The following is a 23,215-nucleotide window of genomic DNA, read 5'->3' as shown; positions in this document are numbered from 1 at the left end:
AATGTCGTATCCTCTGACCGAAAGCCAAACGCTATTTTGGAAGGGCCACCAGCTTCAGCCGGACGTACCCTTGTACAACATGGCCTGGAGGTTCGATCTGCATTTCGCCGTTCAGCCCGAGGTATTCAAGGCCGCATTCCTTGAAACGCTCGAGCTTAACCAAGCACTCAGAACCGCAATACGTGATACACCCGAAGGTCCTGTCCAATTTGCCGTCGAGATGGACGAAGATCTTCTCGAGATCAAAGACCTCAGCGATAATGAAAATCAGCAGGAAACGCTGACTTCGGAATCGGCGGACTGGGTCCAAACCCCTTTTGAACTGACTGAGGGAACGATGCGCAGTCGGTTGGTGAAGTTGGCGAACTCACACTGGGTTTGGCTTGTGTGTCAGCACCACATTGCCTGCGACGCGCAATCAGGCGCACTTATGTTCGAGCAGGTCTCGCAACGCTACGAACGTCTCCAAGGGGGGCATACCGAAAAAGTCGAGAGCCTGCCCAACTTTTTTGAACGTCAGAATTTGCGATCTTCCTCGATGGTCGCGGCACACGTCGCCGCGCCAACGGCCAAAACACCTCCGTACGGCAGCGATCCACAACGAACATTCTCTTCGAAGCGTCTTCGCATACCAGTTGATCCGGCACTTTTCGGTGCTTTGGAGAATGCAATTGCCAGGCCGGAATTCAGACTTTTCACGCCCGAGCTGTCGCGGTTGGCCATCTACCTCACGGCTTTTTTCGCCCATCTTCACAGGATAACGGGCGACGAAGAAATTACGATTGGTCTGCCATCGCACAATCGACTAACGCCGGATGATCGAAGAACGATCGGACTGTTTGTCGAAGTCTTGCCTCTCTCAATCCAATTCGATGCGTCGGACACCCTGCTTGACCTTCACGGCAAGGTAAAAAAGGGGCTGGGCGTTTTCTTGAAACAGGCCAAGCCAGGTGCGGTTTCAAAGATAGACACATCAGGTGTCAGTGCGGTCTGCAACTATATTCAGGCACGCTTTGATGCGTTTGCCGGACACCGCGCCTCGGTCGAATGGCTGCATAGCGGCGCACATGATGCAATCCATTCTCTCAGGCTTCACGTCATCGACTTTGAAGGAAGTGGTGTTCCAAGTCTAAGTCTGGACGTTCAGAACAAAATTCTTGAATCGGTTTCAGAGACCAGCCTTTGCGCACATTTCGTCAAGTTTCTGACGGCCGTGGTTTCAACCCCGGAAAGCCGCGTAACGGCCGTTGCATTCTCGGCCGGACCCGAAGATCTGTCACTTGTTCAAGGCCCGGCGGAACCTCAATCCACACAAGTTTCCGTACTGGAAAGGTTCAGATCACACGTAAGAAACACGCCTGACCTGATTGCCCTATCCCAAGCAGAACACGAGCTAAGTTACGGGCAGCTAGACGAACTCAGCGACCGCATTGCAACCCATTTGAAAGAACTTGGTGTTTCCCGCGGTTCCTGCGTCGCGGTCCATCTACCTCGGTCCATGGATTTTGTGATTGCGGTCATGGGCGTTCTGAAGGTCGGGTGCGCGTTCGTACCAATTGCGACCAACATACCCCCGGCACGCGTGGACGAAATTCTGCTCGGGAGTCGTGCATCCGCTGTATTTGTTACCCCAGAAGACCAGCGTAAGTACCCTTGTAAAAGCATTACGGTCGAGGCCGCCCGCCACGACGACACTGTTGTCAGAGGGGCAATCGAACCCGACGACACCGCATACATTCTGTTTACATCAGGGTCGACAGGTGTACCCAAGGGCGTCGAAGTAAGCCACGAAAACCTAGCGCGATATATTGACTGGGCGGCTCGGTCTTTTGCTAACGACCGTCCTGCTCATTTTGCGTTCTTTTCGTCCGTGTCGTTTGATTTGACCCTGACGTCGCTGTTTGTCCCTTTGATCACTGGCGGGTCGACCAGGGTTTATCCCGAACGCTCTGACCCGGACATGGCCATCCTTGACGTCTTTGCCGAGGATAAAGTCGACATCGTGAAACTGACCCCGTCGCATCTGGCTTTGGCTTGCACGCAAACGCAATCCGTCCGACGCATAGAAACGCTGATACTTGGCGGTGAAAACCTGACATCCGCGCTTTGCCGTCGTGCGCTCAACACCCTGTCACCGTCATTGAAAATTATCAACGAATACGGCCCGACGGAAGCCGTCGTTGGGGCCATGCACCATAGGTTTGACCCCGACGCGGATACGCAGTCGTCAGTTCAGATTGGCCAACCTGCAGTGGGGGTCACGCTGTCTGTTCGGGACGCGGCACTAAATATCTGCCCTTTAGGAGTGACCGGAGAAATCTTGATCAGCGGTCGGCTGGCTGACGGGTATCTGAACAGCCCGTCCCTGACTGCTGAAAAGTTCGTCGACGATCCTTTGAACCTACAGGATAAGCTATATCGGACCGGCGATCTTGGTCGCATCACGAATGATGGGCGTTTTGAATACCTTGGACGCGCGGATCAACAGATCAAGAAAAACGGCGTTCGCTTCGAGACTGCGGAATACGAACAGATTCTGCGCCATTTGCCTGATGTCGACGCGGTGCATGTCACCTTTTCTTCAACCGATCACACCATCGTATCAACGCAGCAGTGCAAGAATTGCGGCCTGACAGACGCTGTTCCCGGGGTGCATTTTGGCACGCAAGATATGTGTACGATCTGTGCCGAATTTTACACCTATAAAGACCGCGCCGGGGCTTATTTTCGCGCCGAACCCGAACTTGAGGACAAGATCGCCAAAGCCGTTCGCGCCAGCACTGGCAAATACGATGTCCTCATGATGCTGAGCGGCGGTAAAGACAGTACCTATGCAGCCTATCGACTGGCCGCCTATGGGCCTCGAGTGCTCGCTGTAACTTTGGACAATGGGTATATCTCGGACGAAGCCAAAGAGAACATTCAAAGGGTCGTTGACGACCTGAACTGGGACCACAGGTACCTGTCCACGGACAAAATGAACCAAATCTTCGTAGACAGCCTGAAAACGCATTCCAATGTCTGCCAAGGTTGTTTCAAGGCCCTTTACACACTGGCCTTCCGAACGGCCCTGTCCGAGGGGGCGGCAATGGTCGTCACTGGCCTGTCGCGCGGCCAGTTTTTCGAGACGCGGCTGACGCCTGACCTGTTCCGTAACTCAGCCCCGACTTGCGCGCAACTGGATGAAATGGTTACGCAAGCCCGCAAGACCTATCACGCAGAAGACGACGCAGTATCCCGGCTTTTGCAGACCGACGACCTAAAGGATGGCCGTTTTCTCAGTCAAATCGACGTGCTGGATATCTATCGCTATGTCGATGTGCCTGTTTCGGACATTTATGAGTTCCTCGACACTCAAACCGCATGGAAACGCCCAAGGGACACGGGACGATCGACCAATTGCCTGATCAACGATGCCGGAATCCACGTTCACAAAACGCGGGAAGGGTTTCACAACTATGCTCTGCCCTATTCGTGGGACGTACGAATGGGTCACAAGACACGCGATCAGGCACTGGACGAGCTGAACGATGAAATCGACACGCAAAGAATAGAAGCGATCCTGGAAGAAATCGGATTTGACGAACCTGTTGCGCGGGCACCTGCTCTGACGGTTTATGTGGCAGGTCATGATCTGAATGGGTCGCAGGTCTGGGATATCCTTCGCGAACACCTGCAACGCGAGATGTTGCCGGATCAGGTTGTAATCCTGGATGAAATGCCCCTTAATGCCAACGGCAAGGTGGATACTTCTAAGTTGCCCAAGGCCGCGTCAAAAAACCCGCCCCCGGGCAATTACGTCGCACCAGAAACCGAAACGCAACGCCGATTGGCAGCTATCCTTTCCGGTGTTCTAGGCGAAGTAGAGATCAGCGCGACGCGAGATTTCTTTGACTTGGGCGTAGACAGCATCGCCGCAATCGAAGTTGCAATGAAAGCCAATGAGCAAGGCATCAACCTGCCTGCGACTGCGTTATTCGAGTATCGGTCACTCAGGGCATTGGCCTCTTATGCGGACACGTTGCCAGATGACCATGGCAGCGGCGACGATGACGCTCATCTGATCGACTTGGACGACGATGATCTGTCGCGCATAACTGAGGCTTTGGACTGACATGGGGCTTCCCAAAGGCGTTGCAGATATCCTGCCGCTGACCCCGGCCCAGCAGGGAATGCTGTTTCATACTGTGGGTGAGGCAGCCCTGGGGGGACAGTATGTTGCAGTCATCAGTTGCGCCTTGAACGGCCCGCTGGATCCGAACCGCCTTAAACGTGCCTTCAAAGCGATGCTGGCAGGGCGTGATGCGCTTCATGCCGGTTTCGTATGGGAAGGCGTAAAACAACCCGTGCAGGCCGTACGCGAAGAGATCAACCTGCCTTGGACCGAACTTGATTGGAGCGGCGTCAGGAATGTCGATCAGCGGTGGGACGATCTGCTGCGGCTGGAACAAATTCGTCGCTTCGACCTCAAAAAACCACCTTTGATGGCAGTAACCCTGATCAAGTTGTCTGACTCAGCGTGGCGACTGGTCTGGACGGCTCACCATTTGATCAGCGACGGATGGTCAACAAGGGTCGCGCTTCAAGATGTGTGTGCATCCTACAGGAATCCAAACGCTGTGCGCGACCAGGCGCCCAGCTTCAAAAGCTACCTCATTTGGCAACGAAAACAAAAAAACCTGACAAATCGAGCGTTTTGGACCGACCAGTTTTCAGGCCTCACAGAACCCAGCACCTTGCAAACCACGGCAACAAGCTCGGAAGCGGCGCTTCAGGAAAGGCGGGTGGAAGAACTGGGTCATGAGCTGATGACTTCGGTCGAGAATCTGGCACGTCAGCTTAAAGTGACTTCAAACGTTATTCTGTCGGCCGCATGGGGTTTGACGCTGCGGCGACTGCTGCAACAAGACGATGTGGTCTTTGGTACGACAACTTCGGGCCGACCACCCGAGATCCCCGGAATTGCAAAGGCCATAGGCGCATTCGTCAATACTCTGCCCGTGCGGTGCAAATTCGACCCTGCGCAGCCGGTTGAGAACTTCCTGCTTGATCACGCGCGCTCAGACCTTGCGCGTCGCAAGCATGAGTATGCGTCGCTTGCCAAGGTACAATCCTGTGCGCCGTTTACCAGTGGCACGCCTTTGTTCGATACGCTGTTCGTCAACGAAGGGCTTGCACAATTGGACCTGGATTTAGGCGACGTCGACATGACCCGCCTGAAGACAACACAATTCAGCAACTACCCACTTACCCTGTTGGTGACGCCACAAGACAGACTGACTGTCGAACTATACCACGATCCTTCGAGTCTCAGCTCAGAAGACGTGGAGTCCGTGATCACCGATTACAAAGATATCTTGTCAGCAATCACAAATGACCCAAAAGTCGCGGTCAAGAATTTGTTGCGGCAAGCGCAAGACGCCATGAAACCTTCGCCGGAACCGGACAGCGAAGATGTCATTGAACGATTTCTAAGTTGCGCCCGAAACTCGCCCCAAGCAGTAGCGATATCTGATGGCGAGGCTACGCTTACTTATGCGGAACTTTCGCTCGGCGCGCGGAAGATTGCAAAGGCTTTGGTGGATGCCGGGGTCAAAACAACAGACATTGTGCCGGTGGCGTTGCCGCGTGGATCCGCGGCGATCTCGGCCTTCTTAGGCGTTATGATGTCCGGCGCGGCCTATGTCCCTTTGGACTTGGACTACCCGTCGGAGCGTATCTCGCAAGTCCTGAACGCAATCGAAGCCCGTCACATCGTCACCGACCAGATCGGACGCACCAAGCTGCCTGAAACCGGCGCTCACCACGTTTTGCTAAGCTCTTTAGGCAATCCAATGGACAGTGTGGACGTCAGGCGCGGTGAAAGAGCTTACGTCATGTTCACGTCCGGGTCTCAGAGCTTACCCAAAGGGGTCGAGATTACGCGTCGGGGATTGGCACTATCAACCGCCGCAAGAGACACGTACTACAAGGAACGGCCAAGCGTCTTTCTGCTTTTGTCTTCGCTGGCATTCGACAGCTCTGTGGCCGGCATTTATTGGACCTTGTGCACAGGTGGGCAACTCGTGATCGCGCCAAGGCGTGCCGAACAGGAACCGTTAAAGCTTGGCAAGTTGATTTCCCATCACCGGGTAACGCACACTCTTTGCCTTCCAGGATTGGCGCAGGCGCTTCTTTCGGCGGTTCCAAGTCGCGATCTTGAAAGCCTGAGAACCGTGATCACAGCCGGGGAGCCCTTGCACCCAACCATCGTAAGGCAATTTCGAACGGTTCTTCCGGGTCGCCGATTGGTGAACGAATATGGCCCAACCGAAGCAACCGTCTGGTGCACAGCCTATGATGCGACCAGCCATGTTGAAGATGCGGACATCCCGATCGGCTCTGCAATCCCCGGTACTTGGGTCGGAGTTGTCGACGCGGACGATTGCCCTGTCAGCGCCGGTAAGATTGGCGAAATCGTTGTGGCCGGTCGAACAGTTGCGCGCGGCTATCTGAACAATGCCATTCAAACTCAGGAACGCTTTTTCCATACTGGCTTGAAGGACATACAAGCCTACAGGACTGGAGACTTGGGAATAGCAGATGCGTCAGGGCACATCACATTTCTGGGGCGCAAGGACTCACAGGTCAAAATTCGCGGCCACCGCGTTGAGCTTTCCGAAATAGAAACCGCAGCCAGCACCGTTACACCCAATCAACCCGTCGCGGCTGTCGTGCTTGATCAAGCAGCTTCCAAAAGTATCGCGATCGCAATCGAAGGTCCGGCAGACGAGGCGTTATGTCAGACTGTCAGTGGGCACATCCAGGCAACTTTACCAAGTCCTTTTCATCCAAACCTGGTCGTGAACATCGAAAGGTTCCCGCAACTTCCAAACGGCAAAACAGACCTGCAGACACTGGCCCGAATGGTCTCAGACGTCAGGCAGGTACAGGTCGGCGACCCGCCCGAGGGGGAATTGGAAGGGCTGCTTGCAGAGCTTTTTTCCGACGTGTTACGCACAGCTTGCACCACGCGGGACGCAAATTTCTTTGATATAGGAGGTGACAGCCTGACGACCATCGCCGCCTATGCGAAGGGTCAGGAAATGGGATTGGAGTTTGAACCGACCGACCTGTTCAGTTGTCCCACGGTCGCCGAACTGGCAAAGCGCATCACGGACCGGATGACGAGCGTCACATTTTCTGAAAACGACAGCACAATTCAGGTGTCAAACCCCGGACCCGGTAAGACGACCGTTGTCATCGCGCATTGTTCGGTCCAATTCAGCCGCTATATGGCGCGCAGCCTTGGCCCGGATTATTCCGTTGTCCTCATCCGAAGCCACCGGACACAGGGGATGGACATTCCAGTTGGCAAAACCTTCGATGATCTGGCGTCAGACGCTAAGTCCTACTTGGATCAATCGGAAAACACGGGGCCGATCGTTTTATGCGGATATTCAGCCGGTTGTCCGTTGGTCATGGAACTGGCCCGACAGTTGGGGCAGGACAGGATTAAAGGCTTGGTGCTGCTTGATCCTCCGATAAAAATGGTGGGCGAAGAACCAAAACTGCAGCCGATATTTTTTCGAACATATAAACGCTGGCGATACCTGTTTCGGAATTTCAAACGAAAAGCCAAGGCAAAACACACCCTGCCTGCGACCATGGCCGCGCTGCATGAGCAACCGGATTCAAAAGATCTCCATATTGAAGCTGTAGAAATCTCTCATGGGTTGGCGATCAGTGACTTCCGCGTGCCTAGACTTGACCAACCGGCCCATGTGTTCCTGACGCCCGGCAATCCATCGCTTGCAACTGGCGATGTTCTGGACACGCATTTGCGCCGCAAAACCTGTCACATGCTTGAAATGAAGCACGAAGAGCTCATGCAGCGGCCAGATGCATTTCTGAACATTGCAACCGCGCTGAAGGATCTTCTGGATCAAGGCCCGCCCGGGTCGGGCTAAGAACGTCTGCGCCCCTTGTGCCGATCAATCCTCAAGACCAAGTTCGCGCAACACCTCATACCTGCGTTCAGGTATCGACTGTTCGATATAGGCCAGATCAAAAGGGTGGATACTGGCGATAGAAATCCCTGGCTTTAGCCTTCTTGCCTCAGAAATAAATGCCTGTGCTCTTTCAGTATCGCCGCTCTTCCACGCGGCGACGGCAGGCCAGGTCAGAAATTCAGCCCGGTAAGTTTCGGGTAATACTTCCAAGAAAGCGTCGGTCAAAGCGTTGGCGCGCTCAAATTCGCCAGCGTCAATCAGCGCACCGTATTCGTCCACGATCAGCCACCACAGGGAAACCGGGGTCATGCGCTTTGCTCTGGTAAAATAGGGAAGAGACTCTTCGGCCGCACCTGCATATTTTAATACCCAAGCAGCACTTCGAATGACCCTGGCGTCACCCATCCCCCCCTCCAACGCGAGATGGGCGTATTCCTGCGCCTCTTCCCCTCGGTTCTGTACGACGCGTAATACAGCCAGGTTGGACAGAGTGGCCGGACGCCCGGGGTCGATGTCGAGCGCTATTGCAAGATGATCTTCGGCAAGGGCAAGCGACTCTTTCGGGTCCCTGGAAAATCCAAGCCTAACATCCATGATATGTGTAAATGCCATACCAACCAGCGCATCAACATATCTTGCGTCACGTTCAAGCGCCGCCTGATAATGCTTACGCGCGGTCTTGTTGTCTTCGGCGGTGAAGCGAACCCGATGCGCGCGCCCCTTTGCGTTTTCCGCAAATGCCACAAGGTCATTTGTTTCGCGCAGCGTCACCCTGTCGCCGTCTACCGTCCCGCGGTAAACCTGCTCTAGCACGGACAGAGTAATTTCGTCCTGAATATCAAAGAAATCACCCGATTTTCGGTTAAATGTCTCAGACCAAAGATATTTTCCCGACGTGGCATCAAGTAGCTTGGCCGATATCCTAAGGTCTTCGCCAGATTTCTGGACGCTGCCCTCAAGCACGTAACGAACCCCATAACGCGCCGCGATGTCACGACTGCTAAGGCCCTCACCGCTGTCTTTCGAACTTGTATCCTGACCGATGACCAGCAAGTCCGGCAACTTGGCAAGGTTCGTCGTGATATTCTCGCTTATTCCGTCAGCCAGATACCCATGTTCAGCCTCTCCGGGGCCGATATAGTCAAACGCCAAGACCGCCAGAGAAGAGTCGTCAGGCATGTTCTGCACATACCCGTCCACATCCTGTTGCGCCAAGTTCCCCCGCTGGAACCACCACCACGCGCTAGCGGTAATGAGCAGAGCGATGCCCGCGACAAGCAAGATTGCCGGGCTGATCTGTTTGGATTTGGGCGGCGATGCTGCTTCGGCTCCATTTTCAATCTGGAATGCCCTAATGGATCGAGACAGGTTCTTGACCCGAACTTCACCCAAATCCTTCAGGTTGACATTCAGCTTGTCCCTCACCTGATCCCGTACCGCACGGCTCAGCAATACGCCGCCCGCCGGTGCCAATTGCTCAAGCCGCGCCGCGACGTTAACCCCGTCGCCAAGCAGGTCATCGCCTTCAGGTACGACATCGCCGATGTTTATTCCGATCCGGTAAGCAATACGCCGGTCCGGTGGGATTCTTTCGTTTCGCCGCGCCATCCCGGTTTGCGTATCAATCGCAAACCGAACCGCCTGCACCGCTGAGGGAAACTCGATCAGCAAGCTGTCGCCGGCGGTATTCGCAACGCGACCCGAGTATTTTTCGATCAGGGGATCAAGCAACGCGTCACGGTGAGAACGCTGTGCCGAAAGCGTTCCCTCTTCGTCTGCGGCGACCAATCGCGAGAATCCAGCGATGTCCGCAGCAACTATCGTTGTAAGCCGACGTTCCATATGGGTTTCTCACCCCAAAGGCTAAGCGAGAACCCACAATCGGTCTATACCGTGCCCCGGGCGTCGGCTGAAACATGACAAAACGCTACTGCAACCGCTTGCCAGCGCTTTGTTTTAATATTTATTTTCAATTCATTCCCTCACCCACATCTAGGCAAGAGATCAAAAATCTGGCTAACCCCCTCAAGCCAATTCGATAGGTAATAGGGTTCCGGGTAATGAAATTGGCCGCAACAGTGAATTGTTTTTCGTCGCATATGGATCCAATTCGACCCGACTTGACGGCCTCATTCACCTGCCGGAGGCAGAGCCTTTTGATAAAGATGCCAGGTCGTGTGACCAAGGATGGGCAGGGTGAAGATCAGCCCCAGAAACGCTGGAACCAACGACAACAGCATAGTGACCGAAATGATCGCCGCCCAACTGAGCATGACCAGCGGACTTTCCGTCACCACCCGGATTGACGTCAGCATCGCTGTGACGAAATCGGTTTCCCGGTCAAGCAACATGGGCATGGCCACGACCGTCACCGAAAACAGGACGGTTGACAAAAACGCGCCTGCGCAGGTCCCGATTACAAGAAAGGTCCACCCTTGCGGCGTAAAGAATATGGTGTTCAGGAACCCGTCAAAATTCGAAAAAGAGGCATCTTTCAGAATAATCGCCAGCCATAGCCGTATCTGATAGATCCACACCCAGAAAATGAACAGGGTAACAAAGGCCATCCAACCCATTTCACGTTTCCGCTGATTGGCCATGACAGTAAGGATTTCAGACCAGCCAAAGCTCTGACCCTTCTGCAACCGCCGCGACATTTCATATAATCCTGCCGCCGCGAAAGGTGCGACCAAAGGAAAGCCGACGGCGGCGGGAATAATCATCCAAATCTTGCCCAGCCAGACCAGACACCACACGAACAGTATTCCGAAAACCGCGTAGAACAGACCAAAAAAACCGCTCATCACAGGGCGCGCAAGAAAGTCTGAAAACCCGGCTTTCAATGACGCTGAAACGTCCTGCGCAGTCACCTTCCTGACCGCTTGTATAGACGGTTGGGACTGGGCCGGGCTGTCCGGCGGTGTGGAACCTGCGGTTTTGGGCGCCATATCACACTCCTTCCACGCCATGATACTGCGCTCAAGCTTTTGCTTCCAGCCTGTGCGCTGAAATAGACGTCTGTCTTGGAAGCCGGGTGCCCAAGCCCATACGACTGTTGCCCTAGACAAATCCGCCTGCCCGTAAGAACCTGTGCGCAATCAAAAAATAGGGAGTCGTTTAGATGAAACTGATTGCTTGCACGGCTTTGACCGCAATTGTCTCTGCAACCGCAGCGTTTGCTGCAGGCGACGGGACCTGCGCGGCAGGGAAAACACTGACCGAAGGCACGCTGACGATCGCGACCGGAAACCCGGCCTATTATCCTTGGGTTATGAACGACGCGCCAGAAAGCGGCGAAGGGTTTGAAGCCGCTGTCGCCTACGCCATCGCCGAAAAAATGGGTTTCGGGAAAGACAACGTAACGTGGGTCCGCACAAGTTTTGACGAGGCGATCCAGCCCGGAGCCAAGAACTTTGACTTCAACATGCAGCAATACTCGATCACGCCTGAACGCGAGGAAATGGTCGATTTCAGCTTGCCTTACTACACATCTGCCATGGCGGTTCTAACCACCCAGAATGTTGTCGATTCAGGTGCCCAAGCAACGTTGGACAGCCTCAAGGGGCTAAAATGGGGTGCGGTGGCCACCACCACAGCGATTCCCATGCTGAACGAAGTTATCCAGCCCACGGATGAGCCGCTGCTTTACAACGACAACGCCGATGTGAACGCCGCTATTATGGCGGGCCAGATTGATGCCGCACTCTATGACTTGCCGACCGCGCTGTACCTGTCGGCCGTTGTGGTGGAAGGTGGCGCCTTGCTGGGACAGTTCCCTCCGGATCAATCGGAAAGCCCCGACCAGTTCGGCCTTTTGATGGAAGACGGCAGCGCGCTGAGGGAATGTGTCGATGCGGCCATCACGGATCTGACCGAAAGCGGTGAGCTTGCGGCCATAGAAGCGCAATGGTTGTCCGAGGCGACGGGTGTGCCGGTCATCAAATAAATGGACGAAACATCGTTGCAAAAAGGCGTAGCCGAGCGTTCGACCACAACGCCAACGCGTCGCGAAATCTATGAGGCCGGGATACGGCGGCGGTCCAATCGGATCGCCTTGATTTCGACGGTCAGCGTTATCCTAGCGCTCGTCGTTCTAGTTCCGCTCGCCCCCGGTTGGGATGCGGTTCAACGCGCCTTTTTCAACGGCAGGGTGTTCACAGCAACCTTTCCCGGCTTACTAGAAGCCTTTCTTGTGAACGTGATGATCTTTGCGTGGTCCGCGCCGCTGATCGCGATCACTGGCCTTGCCATCGCGCTGTGTCGGGACACCCGCGCGCCCGCGTTTTTTCCACTGCGACTATTCGGGATCGCATATACCGACATCTTCCGCGGCCTGCCTGTCGTACTTGTCATCTACATTATCGGCTTTGGCATACCCGGTCTGGGCCTGCCAAGGCCATGGAACAGCCCGTATATCTGGGGCACCTTGGCACTGGTTCTAGTCTACTCCGCTTACGTGGCCGAGGTAATCCGTTCGGGAATCGACTCGATCCACCATTCACAGCGCGCGGCAGCGGCTTCACTGGGCCTCAGCGATCGGGACACCATGCGCTATGTTGTGCTGCCTCAGGCCATTCGAAATGTGGTTCCCGCCAATATGAACCTCTTCATCGCCCTGCAGAAAGACGTTGCGCTGTTGTCTTTTATCGGCCCGGTCGAGATTTTCCGTCAGGCGGGTGTCTATAAATCACTCTACGCCAATTTCACGCCCTATGTCGGCGCTGCGCTGATCTTTCTGGCACTGACCATACCTGCGACGCGATACGCGGATTACCTGATGAACAAACAAAACAAGGCGCGCACATGACGGCGAAGTTATCCTTGCGCGGGGTACGGAAGCGATTCGACGACCACGAAGTCTGCAAAGGCATTGATCTTGATATCGCTGAAGGTGAGATGGTGTGCCTGATCGGCGCGTCTGGCTCAGGCAAGTCTACGCTTCTGCGCTGTATGAACCTGTTGGAACCGATTGACGATGGTTCGATCTGGCTGGACGGGACAGATATTTCCGAGCCGGGCCTGGACCCTCAGCCTGTACGCCAGAAGATCGGCATAGTCTTTCAAAGCTATAACCTGTTCCCGCATATGACAGCGGCGGAGAACGTGATGCTTGCCCCGCGTCGCGTGCGTGGACTAAGCAGAGAAGACCTACGCACGCGGGTCACGCAACTTTTTACCCGTTTCGGTCTGGGTGAACGGATGGATCACTATCCGGATCAGCTATCAGGGGGACAACAGCAGCGTGTGGCAATCATCCGGGCGCTTGCGATGGAGCCGCAGATCATGCTGTTTGACGAGATTACAAGTGCGCTGGACCCTGAACTGGTCGGCGAAGTTCTAGACGTGCTTCGCGACCTGCGAAAACAGGGGATGACAATGGTTCTTGCTACGCACGAGATGGGCTTTGCACGTGAACTAGCCGACAAGGTGTGTTTCCTTGATGCGGGCCGAATCCTGGAACAAGGCCCGCCAGAAACGCTTTTCTCCAACCCCAGCGAGCCCAGAACCAAGGCCTTTCTTGCCCGCGTACTTTGACGCGGCAATGTGCGGTCTTTCATACTGAGCATTGAAGTTTACCGGGCCACGCGTCCTCGCAAACACAGCTATTGTCGTTTGATTTCAAATTGGTGCGGGTGGAGGGACTTGAACCCCCACGCCTTGCGGCGCCAGAACCTAAATCTGGTGCGTCTACCAATTTCGCCACACCCGCACGATGACCGGGTCAATAGCAAAGCTTGAAACCAAGTGCGAGGGGGAAAGTGCACCCGTTCTCAATATTCTTTGTGACCTGGCGGCACCCGTTCTTGGCTTCGCACAAATTGATGCACCAAGAACCGTCTTTCGGTGCGAAAGCAGTCAATAAAACCAGTGTGAAATCATGCAATGCCTTTCTAAGTGAAAGCGCGGCACAGCCACCGCATCACAATTGCGCCACAATTCAAACGCCAAAAAATCTTATTCGCGTCAAACAAATTCCGCCTTGGGGGTCATTGATGTGCATGTGGACTTACTGAGTCTTTTTGCCTTCGGGCGCTGTACGAGTTCTATCTGCTCAACTCAAAAACAAGGGCTTAACCGTGACCAATATGATGACTTCCGCTGCTGCCGAGCAAGACGCTGTTGGTCTTGCACGCGAGAGCTTTCTCGGTGAACTCAAGACCCTGAGCCGCGACCACCCCGACACGGGTTTTGGTGTCGCGCTCCGAACACATTCGGGTGGCCACTATTTGCTTGCTAACTCGCGTATGCCGCTGCCAGAAACCAAATCCGCCGGGTTCCCGACCGGACGCAGCGTAGCTTGTCTGGAGAACAGCGAGCAATTCAGCTCCATCGAAGTCCTGGCTGATGAGACCGCCTTCGACAAGATTTCCCCAAGCGCCGAGGCCGCAATTTTGGGCAACGCCCTGAATTTGATTGCCCGCATTGATCTGCTGACCAGCACCCAAGCCGATCAGGTACAGCATCACATGGCGGCAACAGGAACCGGAGGCTAATCATGGCGCGCAATGACCATCTTCTGTCCGTCGGAAACGAGGCGCTAACGCCCATGACATCGGCGATGGCAGCCCTGACCACGCAGATCGACCAACTGACAGAGGTGGCGGACGCGCGCTCATCCGCCCGTCTTGCCACGCTCAAGACTCGTATGGAAAGCTTCACCGCCAGCGTGACACTGGTTGGGCAAGTCAAGGCCGGCAAGTCCTCGATCGTGAACATTCTGGCCGGGCGCCCTGCCCTTTTGCCGTCTGACGTGAACCCATGGACGTCGGTTGTCACGACGCTGAACATCAATACTCGTACCGAAGGCGACACCAAATCTAAGTTCACATTCTTTGAGCAGGAAGAATGGGATAACCTGATGGTGGGCGGCGGGCGTCTTGGCGAATTGGCCAACCGGGCCGGCGCAGACGACGAAATGGACGACATTCGCCGCCAAATCGGAGAGATGAAGGAGAAGTCCGAAGAACGCCTTGGCAAACACTTCGACCTGATCCTTGGCCAGAGCCATCAGTATGACTATTTCGACGAAGAACTGATCCAGCGTTACGTGTGCCTGGGCGATCAGGATGATCCTGACATCAACCCCAAAACAGGGCGGTTTGCAGATGTTACAAAATCTGCGGAACTGTACATGGATATCCCGCAATACCCGATATCTCTGAAACTCTGCGACACGCCGGGTGTCAACGATACCTTCATGGTGCGCGAGCAGATAACCCTGCGCAGCCTGCGCGGATCCGAGGTGTGCGTCGTTGTTTTGGCCGCAAGTCAGGCCCTGACGACCATGGACATGGCGCTGATGCGGATCATTGCGCAGTTCGAGAACCGTCAGATCATTCTGTTCGTAAACCGGATCGACGAACTGGCCGATCCGGTTAATCAGGTCCCTGAAATTCGCGACCGGATCCAGGACACGTTGAAACAAAACAATATCGACGCAAACACTAGCGTCGTGTTCGGCAGCGCGCTTTGGGCCGAAGCCGCGCTTACGGGCAATCCTGACATTTTGAACGAAGATTCCCGTCAGGCGTTGAACACCTTCTATCTGGCGGCCGGGTTTGGGGATCAGGCCCCGTCTTTGGACAAGATTTGGGCGCTGTCCGGGTTGCCGGATCTGTTGCTGGCCATGAATGAACGCATAGCCGAAGGCGCGGGGCACCGGCTGCTGGAAAGGGTGCGCCACAAGGCGCGCAATATCGCAAGCCAGATCCGCGCAACGGCGGTTGCCAAAACACTGTCAGGCGGCGAAGGCGTTGTCCGCGATCTGGATGGCGTTTCGACCGAAGAGGCCATCGAAAAGGTCACTGAACAATACGAAAAGAAAGCGGCTGATCTGACCTCGTCCCTGCGCGATAAGGTCTTGGAAAGGCTAAAATCTGCCGAGACAAATTTTGTCAAACGCGCGACGGACTCGCTGATTGCGCATCTTGAACAAAACGGTGAGGAAGGGACGTGGCAATACGATCCTGCTGGTTTGAGAACCCTGCAAAAGGCTGCGTATTTCAGCTTTGCGCGCTCCATGCGCAAGGATGCCGGGGCGCTGTATGCATCAGCGGCTTCAGACACTGAAGCACTGTATCAAAAGTTGTTGGGCAACCATTTGGGCGAATTCACGATCGAAGCCCCGATCGTGCCCCGGGTGCCACCGCCATTGGGTATCGGGCGCACCATTGCTCTGGACCTTCAAAGCACATGGTGGCGACGGTGGTGGCAACGCCGAAAAGGGTTCGAGGCATATGCCGCAGATTACACCCGTCTGATTGCATCCGAAGCGAACTCGATAACCAAGGATATCGAAGAAAACCAGATTGCAGCGGTTTTGGAAAACGTCCGTGCCAGCCTGTCTGACTTTATGCGCGAGCAAAAAGAGACATTGCTGAGCATTTCGGCAGCCGCCGAGAATGACCCCAACCGGAACGCAGCGATGATGGCTGGAATGGTGCCGCAAAAATCCCGCGACGACATTCTGGGCGACATTCTCAAAGATCTAAGCAACGAGGCAGCATGAGTATCACCATGGCAAAAGATTCACAAACCCGCTTCGTTTCTACCAAGGCCTGGAATCGTATCGAGCACTGGTCACGGCGCAAACCCATTTTTGCGCTTATGGGAGAGTTCAGCGCCGGTAAATCGACCTTGATGAACTTTCTGCTGCGCTCGCACGCTTTGCCGACGCAGGTGACGGCGACGCAGTTACCCCCGGTTTGGTTTAGCTGGGGTAAGCAGTCGGCCTATGTGCAACGTCATGACGGCACCCGTCAGGCTATCGGACTGGATCAGTTGGAAACGGTTGGCGTCAACGACGTCCAGTTCATCCGTATTTTCCTTGAATCCGATATTCTGGAAGCTGTTGACCTGATCGACACGCCCGGAATTTCCGACCCGAAGATTTCGGACGACGTCTGGCGCCGCGCCGTCGGGCAAGCAAATGGGGTTCTTTGGTGCACCCATGCGACGCAAGCCTGGCGTGAAACCGAACGTGCGACTTGGGTTTCCCTGCCCGAGCGGCTGCAAAACAACTCGTTGCTATTGGTAACGCGGGCCGATGTGCTGGCTTCGAAGGACCGCCAGAAAGTTCTGCGTCGGGTCAATCGTGAAGCAGGTCACCTGTTCAACCGCTCAATCCTGTTTTCAGCACGCGACGCCATTACCGCACGCGACAAAAGCGGTGACGCCGATCTTTGGGCGCGCAGCGGCGGCGGGAAAATGGTCGACAGCTTCCTGGAGATCACCGAACAGATCATGGACAACCGCGCCGAATTGCTGGCGCGTTACCAGGTCGACAGCAGCCTCGCGATCGCGGAGCCTGTGCAACCGCTGCGGCCAAGAAAGGCAGCAGAAAATGCCGAACAATCAAGGCCGTTGAAACTGGTCGATCCGGTTATCGCCGACAGCGAAGCTGACAACGAAGTCGTCACCAACTTCCCTGTGCGCCCGGCCCGTGTAGAAACCAGAACAGAAGAGACCGCCCGAGCGTCCAGAATTAACTCGGATGAAGCGGATCGCCTGCGGGCTGAAATGGAAACCTCGTCCGAGGTGGCCCCCATCGCTGAAACGCAAGAGCAAGAGGATGACTTGCGCGCCTTTTTCAGGGAAACGCCAAGCCAGAATCTGAACCTGTCTGAAATCCCTTCCGAGTCTTTCGAAGAGGACAGCCTTGAGCTGACTTCAGAGCCTGAAATGGATCAACCGGAAGAAAGTGCGATTGAACCCGACGGGTTCATGGTGTCTCTGGAAGACAGATTGGCGGATACCCCCGAGCAGGCGGAAGACACTGAGGACGCAAGCGGCGAACTGAGTACAGATGCCTCGGTGTCGTCCATTACAGCCCTCATGGCAGAGCAGACGACCGACGGGGAAGATGAATTCGAGCCAGAGCCTGAAAGCAACGGCTTGATAGACATGCAGGTTGTTCCGCTGACCAGTGGTAGTGCAACTGATGCACCCGCTCAGAACGAAAGGCTGGAAGATCTACTAAGTGTCCCGGCGGGATCACCCCTAAGTGCTGCTGCCATGTGGCGCGAGGTTACGGAAGATGAAGACCTGCCAGACGATGCGGAAGGCCTGAAATCAATGTTCCGGTCCTTCCTGCAGGAGTTCGACCAGATTGCGGCAGAACACAGCGCCCGCAAGTCCAAAGATTCGGTGTCCTCCATCCCGAAGCCAAATGACAATAACGGTGCAGAGTGGCATGTGTTGTAGAAAAAATAGGGCAGAAAAACAGGGCACAAGATGTCTATCGAAGCAGCTTTAAATACCGCAATTCATACCATACCCGACTGTATTGCAGCCGGGTATGTCGATATGGAGACCGGGATGTTGCTGGGAACAAGTTTCGCCAGCCCGGAAGACGCAACCGCGCTGGACAGCTTGGCCATAGCGGTGGCCAACCTGTTTCAGGGCCGCGGTGTGCGCGGCTTTGAAGAGCTGTTGCGCGCAAACGGAACCGAGGAAGCCGGGCAGTCGGGATTTGGCGAGATCGCCGTGTTTTCAAAAGATCGTCTGAATATCTTCCTGCGGACCCAAGCCTACCCGGACCACGTGGTCTGTTACACCTGCCGCAACAGCGCCAATGTTGGGTTGGCGCTGACCAAATCGCATCTCAGCCTTGGGCCGGTTGCGGCTGCAGTTTAAGCGCGGATAAAGAGGTCTCGATACTATGGATACAGCGATACTCGATCTGCTCGAAGATATTGGACGCACTTCGGTCGCGCGCCTGAATCCTGCCGTAACGCTTACGGCAGAGACTGCGACCGCCCGTCGTGAGCAGGTCCTTCGCACAATTCGTGGCACGGTTCTGCCCCGCCGCTTGGAATTCACCGCCGCAAATGGCGATTGCCTTGCTATCGAAGTCAACAGCTCTCGGGTCACGGACGTGTTTCGTGTGCGTTCGGGCCTTGTTCCTGACTTTGAAACGGAAGCACGCGAAAATCTTGCGGAAAAGCTTGCCCAACTTGTATCCGATATCGCCGCCGCACCGGGGCCAATGGAGCTGATCTCTCTGCAACCCGATATCGCGTTGGAGGCTGATGATGTCGGGATCACCTTCCGCGAAATCTCGGACGCATGCCATTCGACCGAGCTTCCTGCGGAGCCCGTCGTCTCGATCGTGCCGGATCATGAAGAAGACGATTTAACCGACACCTCGGACGGGTTGGCCAGCCAATTCTATGCCGGTACCGAGCGTTTCGCGCAGGGACGTGTTCAGATAAACAAGTCTGATGGAGAAGCCATACAAGCGGACGGAACCTGTACCCCCGAACAGCCCATGTATGCCGACAGTGACCTGCTTAAACAATTCGCTGCTGATCTGGCCGGTTGGGACAAGGATACGTCGGCGGAACTGGAACTTCCCCAACTGATCGTCCTGAGACCCTCGGGCGGGAAGGGAACCGCACTGGCGGTCCTGCATGATGGCAGCCAGATCTCGGCAGCCGTGCACGAGGCGCGAAAATTGGGCGCAGTTGTCAGTCTTTGGAAAACTCTCACCGAGGCCGACGCATGAACCGGCCCCTAACATTCAAATTTTCAACGAATTCAATCCTTGATTAGGATTAGCCAGGGTAAGTGTTATGAGTGAAAATCAACGACGTGAGTTGATACGCATCGCCGAAGAGATGAACGAGGTCAGCAATGAAGAGACCCAGCAGTTCATCTCGCGGATCGTCAGCGATCTTTCGAACCTGAAGCCGTCTATCGCGTTTGTCGGGCAAATCAAGGCGGGTAAATCCCGGCTGATCAATGGATTTACCGCGCAGGCCGGGTATTTGCCCTCGGACGTAAACCCGTGGACGACTGTAATCACCGACATGCATTTCGGTCACCCGTCCGGGCGAACCGACGGAGCAGAATTCCATTTCTTTGACAATCGCCAGTGGCAGGCCCTTATCGCGGAAGGCGAAGAGCTGCGCAACATGTTCCCCGATGATGAGGACAGCTATAAGCGCGAGATGATCGAAGAGCAGGTCGACGCGATGAAAACCCGCGCCAAGCTGCGCTTGGGTGAAAGTTACAAACATCTGCTGGGCCAGCATCACGATCTGGAAAAACTCACATCCGAAGACTTGGCGCGTTATGTCTGCGCGGGCGATGATCCGTCCGAGGATGGCGTGTATGATCCCGGTTCGGATCGTGGGCTGTACAGTGACATCACGCGCAAGGCCGAGGTGTTTTTCGACATCGGTCATTTCCCGTTTCCGGTGACGGTCACGGACACGCCGGGCGTTAACGATCCCCTTCTGATCCGCGAAGAAATTTCGCGTCAGTATCTTAGGGAATCCGATTTCTTTGTTGTGGTTCTGTCAGCGCATCAGGCACTGTCACGAGCAGACCTGAAACTGTTCCGCCTGATGCAGGCGCTTGAATTGGGTCAGATTGTTGTCTTCATCAACCGCGTCGATGAACTTGGTGGGGGCGCAGATGACGCCACCAAAGTACGTTCCGATGTGATGGACGGGTTGGACAAAGCACTGGGCAACTCTGACATTGATGTTCTGATGGGCAGCGCGCAATGGGCGCATTATGCACTGACCGGCGATGAAACCGGTATTAACCACGACGATGTCCTAGCCTGGTTGCGGGCCCATCCCGAACAGATGAAACAATATCTGGACGGTGTGGAAGAGATCAAACAAGGCCCCGGTCCAATCAGTCGCGAGGGCGTGCTGCGCTTTGCGGCGATGATTGCTTCTGGCCTTCCTGACTTGCGTCGGCATGTGACCAGTGCCCTGAATGACGGGCCCCGGAACGAACATCTTCGCATGGCATGGCAGCACCTTAACAGCTTTGCCCAAGGTGAAGTTGAGCGATCCAAGGCACATCTGCGTGCCATTGACGATGAAACCGCAAACAGCCCGAACACAGGGTCTGAAAACGATAAGACTTTGGCAAACCTTCGGGAATTGGTCAGCAATAAGACCGCTGGAATCGTCAATGATATGGACGAAGTGCTGGCAAATCTGCGTGGCGTCATGGACGACACCGTGGCCGAGGCTGTCTCGGGCGTTGTCAGAGGGCCCGGTGGGGCGTCTCCGTTGCTGGCCAAGGGCGGTGAAACGGAGCTGAACTTTGGACCGCTGCGCGATCGCATGCGCGAACTGGTGCAAGGGGCAACTCAGGTTGTGCGGCAAAGAATGCTTAGCGAATTGTACGCTGTCGACATGCAAAGCAATGCGGCCCTGCGCTCGCTTCCTGGCTGGCAGGACACGACGGACAATCGAATGAATACCAGCGCGGTCAGGTGGTTCCGTCCGGACACCACGGCCCTAACACGGGGCATCACGGTGGAATTACGCGTCACTTGGTTATCGCGTCTGATTTCCAGAAAAAGTGTCGTTTCGCGGGCTGAACAGATGATCGTTCAGGAATTCGAGATGATTGGCGACGATCTGGTGGACACCGCGCGCGCAGACCTGATGGAACGGCTGAATACCGTGCTGGATCACTATCTGGCGTTGTTGGCGGGTCACCTTGAACACCGCTCTGGTACTGGCGACACAAACGCCAGAACCGAGGCTCAGCACGCGTTTGACAGCGCCCAGCGTGTTGCGGATGAACTGGAAGCCGTCTTTGGCCCCGACTCCTCTAACAAGATACTACCCGAGGCTGCGGAATGATCGAATTTCCCCGAACCGAGCAGGAAGTGCGCAAACTCGAGCACTTTCTGACCGTCACAGAAAAACTGCCGTCGGACCCGGTGCTGAACGACCTGCGCGAACGGGCGCTGGCCCACGCCGAGCGGCTTTCAAACGCGGTGAATATCGGTTTTGCGGGCGAATTCGGGGCTGGTAAGTCCAGCCTGGCCAATATGCTGGCCGGGGCGGATATTTTGCCGACCGGGCCGCAGCATCTGAAACTGCCGCTGGTGATCGTGGCCTATGCCGAGGCACCAGAAACCACCGTCGGGTGGTGGGGCAAAGAGCCCAAAGTTTACTCGGGCATCGCGTTGGAAAAGGCAGCGGCGGACAATCCTGATTTTATTTCCGTCGGCTTGAACACCCCCGCCCTGCAAGAGATTTCTCTGTTTGACCTTCCCGGCGCAGGCGCATTGGACGAGTCCTACAAACCAACGCTTGATCTGTTGAAATTCGTCGACTGTGCAATCTGGTGCACCAACGGCACCAGCGCGTGGCGGGAAACCGAGCGTCATCTTTGGTCACAGGTCCCGCAGGAACTACGGGCCAATAGCCTCTTGGCAGTTACTCATGCCGATCTTCCACCCGTCAAAGACGCAATGGATCGGATACTGGCGCGCCTGAACAAGGAAAAGGGCGACATGTTCCGGTCTGTGGTTCCGATTGGAACCCCTGTTGCTGTTCGTGCCATGTCGCAGGAACCTGAACCTGATTTTGCCCTGTGGGAGACCTGCGGGGGCCAAAACCTGGCGGAGCATATACTGGAAATTGCCTCGAACCGGCGCCTGTCGGACATCGAAGCCGCGCGCAGTGATCTTGAGCAGGATCTGATGCCCTATCTAGACTCGCTTGAACCGCCCGAGGCAGAAACGAGCCTACCCGAAATTTCGCCAATTCAAATGACGCTGGAAGCCGCAATGCCGGCGCTGGAAAACCCGATCCTCGAAGACTGGTTAGCCGCGATTGCAAGCATCTACGAAGATCTGAGGGAAAGCTCGGACATCGAACCATCTGCCTTCCTGCATAGTTGTCAGGAAATCGTCGAAGACTTTGCCGAGCGTCTTGAGCAAGGTGGGGAAATCAGCTCTGAGGCCGATTGGATTCCGGGCGAGTTTGAAAAGGCCACTGATCTGTTGCTGTTGCTACAGTTTGAATCCGGTGACGCCCCGCTCAGGGATGCGATCAGCATTCTGGCTCAGCTCAGCGACAACCTTGCATGGGCCGGCAGCCGAGCAGACTCTGTGCAGTCCAAGACCGGCACCTGACTGTTTCGCGCTATAATTGAGCAGTAAGTCAGCGATTCGAAGACCACAGAATCGGGGCGCTATTGTTTCGAAATCAGCCACCAATCATTGCAAAATCGCGATTCAGTCCGCATTTATTGCGCTCCAGATATCAATATTTAGATTTTTTGCACAAGTATACTACTATATTTAGTTTTTCCACAATTCCCGTTCTCAGTGAAGCCATGAGGCGGCCCCAATAAAGTCAAATTTGAAACGTCTAACAGTCTCAAGTGTCCTGCGGTTGTGTTTGGTTGTGAGTTGTTGGGCTGTTTGCCCCGTTAAATGAACCGCAAAATGATTAGAA

The 23,215-nt window shown here is 55.2% G+C and carries 14 protein-coding genes and 1 tRNA gene; 12 read left to right on the top strand and 3 right to left on the bottom strand.

What is annotated here, in order from left to right; genetic code table 11:
* Nucleotide 1 precedes the first annotated feature (1 nt).
* Nucleotides 2-4,114 (top strand): non-ribosomal peptide synthetase, encoded by a 4,113-nt coding sequence (locus GOV88_RS01415; protein WP_171239309.1) that lies wholly within the window; start codon nucleotides 2-4, stop codon nucleotides 4,112-4,114.
* Nucleotide 4,115: 1 nt separating this feature from the next.
* Nucleotides 4,116-7,949 carry a non-ribosomal peptide synthetase gene (locus GOV88_RS01410; protein ID WP_171239308.1) on the top strand — a complete coding sequence of 1,278 codons (3,834 nt, stop codon included), beginning with the start codon at nucleotides 4,116-4,118 and terminating at the stop codon, nucleotides 7,947-7,949.
* A gap of 24 nt (nucleotides 7,950-7,973) precedes the next feature.
* Here GOV88_RS01410 and GOV88_RS01405 read toward each other — a convergent pair whose 3' ends face one another.
* On the bottom strand, nucleotides 7,974-9,833 hold the full coding sequence (locus GOV88_RS01405; RefSeq protein WP_171239307.1) for an adenylate/guanylate cyclase domain-containing protein: 1,860 nt from the start codon (nucleotides 9,831-9,833) through the stop codon (nucleotides 7,974-7,976).
* Between the two features lie 287 nt (nucleotides 9,834-10,120).
* Complete coding sequence (locus tag GOV88_RS01400; RefSeq protein WP_171125050.1) at nucleotides 10,121-10,939, bottom strand: DUF2189 domain-containing protein; 819 nt, start codon at nucleotides 10,937-10,939, stop codon at nucleotides 10,121-10,123.
* A 173-nt stretch (nucleotides 10,940-11,112) separates the two neighbouring features.
* On the opposite strand from GOV88_RS01400, the gene GOV88_RS01395 reads away from it, so the two are divergent.
* The 3 genes from GOV88_RS01395 to GOV88_RS01385 are packed head-to-tail and all read left to right on the top strand — an operon-like array spanning nucleotide 11,113 to nucleotide 13,526.
* Complete coding sequence (locus GOV88_RS01395) at nucleotides 11,113-11,937, top strand: ABC transporter substrate-binding protein (protein WP_171239306.1); 825 nt, start codon at nucleotides 11,113-11,115, stop codon at nucleotides 11,935-11,937.
* Nucleotides 11,938-12,798, top strand: a complete 861-nt coding sequence (locus tag GOV88_RS01390; protein ID WP_171125054.1) for an amino acid ABC transporter permease — start codon at nucleotides 11,938-11,940, stop codon at nucleotides 12,796-12,798. It abuts the gene before it with no gap.
* Nucleotides 12,795-13,526, top strand: coding sequence for an amino acid ABC transporter ATP-binding protein (locus tag GOV88_RS01385; RefSeq protein ID WP_171239305.1), 732 nt, complete (start codon nucleotides 12,795-12,797; stop codon nucleotides 13,524-13,526). Before GOV88_RS01390 ends, GOV88_RS01385 begins: the two co-directional genes overlap by 4 nt.
* A 90-nt stretch (nucleotides 13,527-13,616) precedes the next feature.
* Here the strand turns inward: GOV88_RS01385 and GOV88_RS01380 are convergent.
* A tRNA-Leu gene (locus tag GOV88_RS01380) sits at nucleotides 13,617-13,701 on the bottom strand.
* Nucleotides 13,702-14,077: 376 nt separating this feature from the next.
* Here GOV88_RS01380 and GOV88_RS01375 point away from each other — a divergent pair.
* The 7 genes from GOV88_RS01375 to GOV88_RS01345 all read left to right on the top strand — a co-directional run bounded on the left by GOV88_RS01375 (nucleotide 14,078) and on the right by GOV88_RS01345 (nucleotide 22,890).
* Entirely contained in the window at nucleotides 14,078-14,485 is a 408-nt protein-coding gene (locus GOV88_RS01375) for a hypothetical protein (RefSeq protein WP_174825885.1), read from the top strand.
* A 2-nt stretch (nucleotides 14,486-14,487) separates the two neighbouring features.
* Entirely contained in the window at nucleotides 14,488-16,500 is a 2,013-nt protein-coding gene (locus GOV88_RS01370; protein ID WP_171239304.1) for a dynamin family protein, read from the top strand.
* Between the two features lie 8 nt (nucleotides 16,501-16,508).
* Nucleotides 16,509-18,194 carry a dynamin family protein gene (locus GOV88_RS01365; RefSeq protein WP_171239303.1) on the top strand — a complete coding sequence of 562 codons (1,686 nt, stop codon included), beginning with the start codon at nucleotides 16,509-16,511 and terminating at the stop codon, nucleotides 18,192-18,194.
* A gap of 30 nt (nucleotides 18,195-18,224) precedes the next feature.
* Complete coding sequence (locus GOV88_RS01360) at nucleotides 18,225-18,626, top strand: hypothetical protein (protein WP_171123262.1); 402 nt, start codon at nucleotides 18,225-18,227, stop codon at nucleotides 18,624-18,626.
* Between the two features lie 25 nt (nucleotides 18,627-18,651).
* Entirely contained in the window at nucleotides 18,652-19,497 is an 846-nt protein-coding gene (locus tag GOV88_RS01355; RefSeq protein ID WP_171125064.1) for a hypothetical protein, read from the top strand.
* A 67-nt stretch (nucleotides 19,498-19,564) separates the two neighbouring features.
* The gene (locus tag GOV88_RS01350; RefSeq protein WP_171125066.1) at nucleotides 19,565-21,607 is read left to right on the top strand and encodes a dynamin family protein; all 2,043 of its coding nucleotides are present in this window, start codon (nucleotides 19,565-19,567) and stop codon (nucleotides 21,605-21,607) included.
* A complete protein-coding gene (locus GOV88_RS01345) occupies nucleotides 21,604-22,890 on the top strand; it encodes a dynamin family protein (RefSeq protein ID WP_171239302.1) in 1,287 nt (428 codons plus the stop codon). Before GOV88_RS01350 ends, GOV88_RS01345 begins: the two co-directional genes overlap by 4 nt.
* Nucleotides 22,891-23,215 lie beyond the last annotated feature (325 nt).

The sequence above is a fragment of the Ruegeria sp. HKCCA5491 genome (assembly GCF_013034565.1).
Lineage (GTDB): Bacteria > Pseudomonadota > Alphaproteobacteria > Rhodobacterales > Rhodobacteraceae > Ruegeria.
This window is presented reverse-complemented; position numbering and strand designations above follow the sequence as displayed.

Excerpts from the sequence above, each read along its gene's own strand:
- GOV88_RS01415 (WP_171239309.1), top strand. The coding sequence starts at position 2 with ATGTCGTATCCTCTGACCGAAAGCCAAACGCTATTTTGGAAGGGCCAC.
- GOV88_RS01410 (WP_171239308.1), top strand. The coding sequence starts at position 4,116 with ATGGGGCTTCCCAAAGGCGTTGCAGATATCCTGCCGCTGACCCCGGCC.
- GOV88_RS01405 (WP_171239307.1), bottom strand. The coding sequence starts at position 9,833 with ATGGAACGTCGGCTTACAACGATAGTTGCTGCGGACATCGCTGGATTC.
- GOV88_RS01400 (WP_171125050.1), bottom strand. The coding sequence starts at position 10,939 with ATGGCGCCCAAAACCGCAGGTTCCACACCGCCGGACAGCCCGGCCCAG.
- GOV88_RS01395 (WP_171239306.1), top strand. The coding sequence starts at position 11,113 with ATGAAACTGATTGCTTGCACGGCTTTGACCGCAATTGTCTCTGCAACC.
- GOV88_RS01390 (WP_171125054.1), top strand. The coding sequence starts at position 11,938 with ATGGACGAAACATCGTTGCAAAAAGGCGTAGCCGAGCGTTCGACCACA.
- GOV88_RS01385 (WP_171239305.1), top strand. The coding sequence starts at position 12,795 with ATGACGGCGAAGTTATCCTTGCGCGGGGTACGGAAGCGATTCGACGAC.
- GOV88_RS01375 (WP_174825885.1), top strand. The coding sequence starts at position 14,078 with ATGATGACTTCCGCTGCTGCCGAGCAAGACGCTGTTGGTCTTGCACGC.
- GOV88_RS01370 (WP_171239304.1), top strand. The coding sequence starts at position 14,488 with ATGGCGCGCAATGACCATCTTCTGTCCGTCGGAAACGAGGCGCTAACG.
- GOV88_RS01365 (WP_171239303.1), top strand. The coding sequence starts at position 16,509 with ATGGCAAAAGATTCACAAACCCGCTTCGTTTCTACCAAGGCCTGGAAT.
- GOV88_RS01360 (WP_171123262.1), top strand. The coding sequence starts at position 18,225 with ATGTCTATCGAAGCAGCTTTAAATACCGCAATTCATACCATACCCGAC.
- GOV88_RS01355 (WP_171125064.1), top strand. The coding sequence starts at position 18,652 with ATGGATACAGCGATACTCGATCTGCTCGAAGATATTGGACGCACTTCG.
- GOV88_RS01350 (WP_171125066.1), top strand. The coding sequence starts at position 19,565 with ATGAGTGAAAATCAACGACGTGAGTTGATACGCATCGCCGAAGAGATG.
- GOV88_RS01345 (WP_171239302.1), top strand. The coding sequence starts at position 21,604 with ATGATCGAATTTCCCCGAACCGAGCAGGAAGTGCGCAAACTCGAGCAC.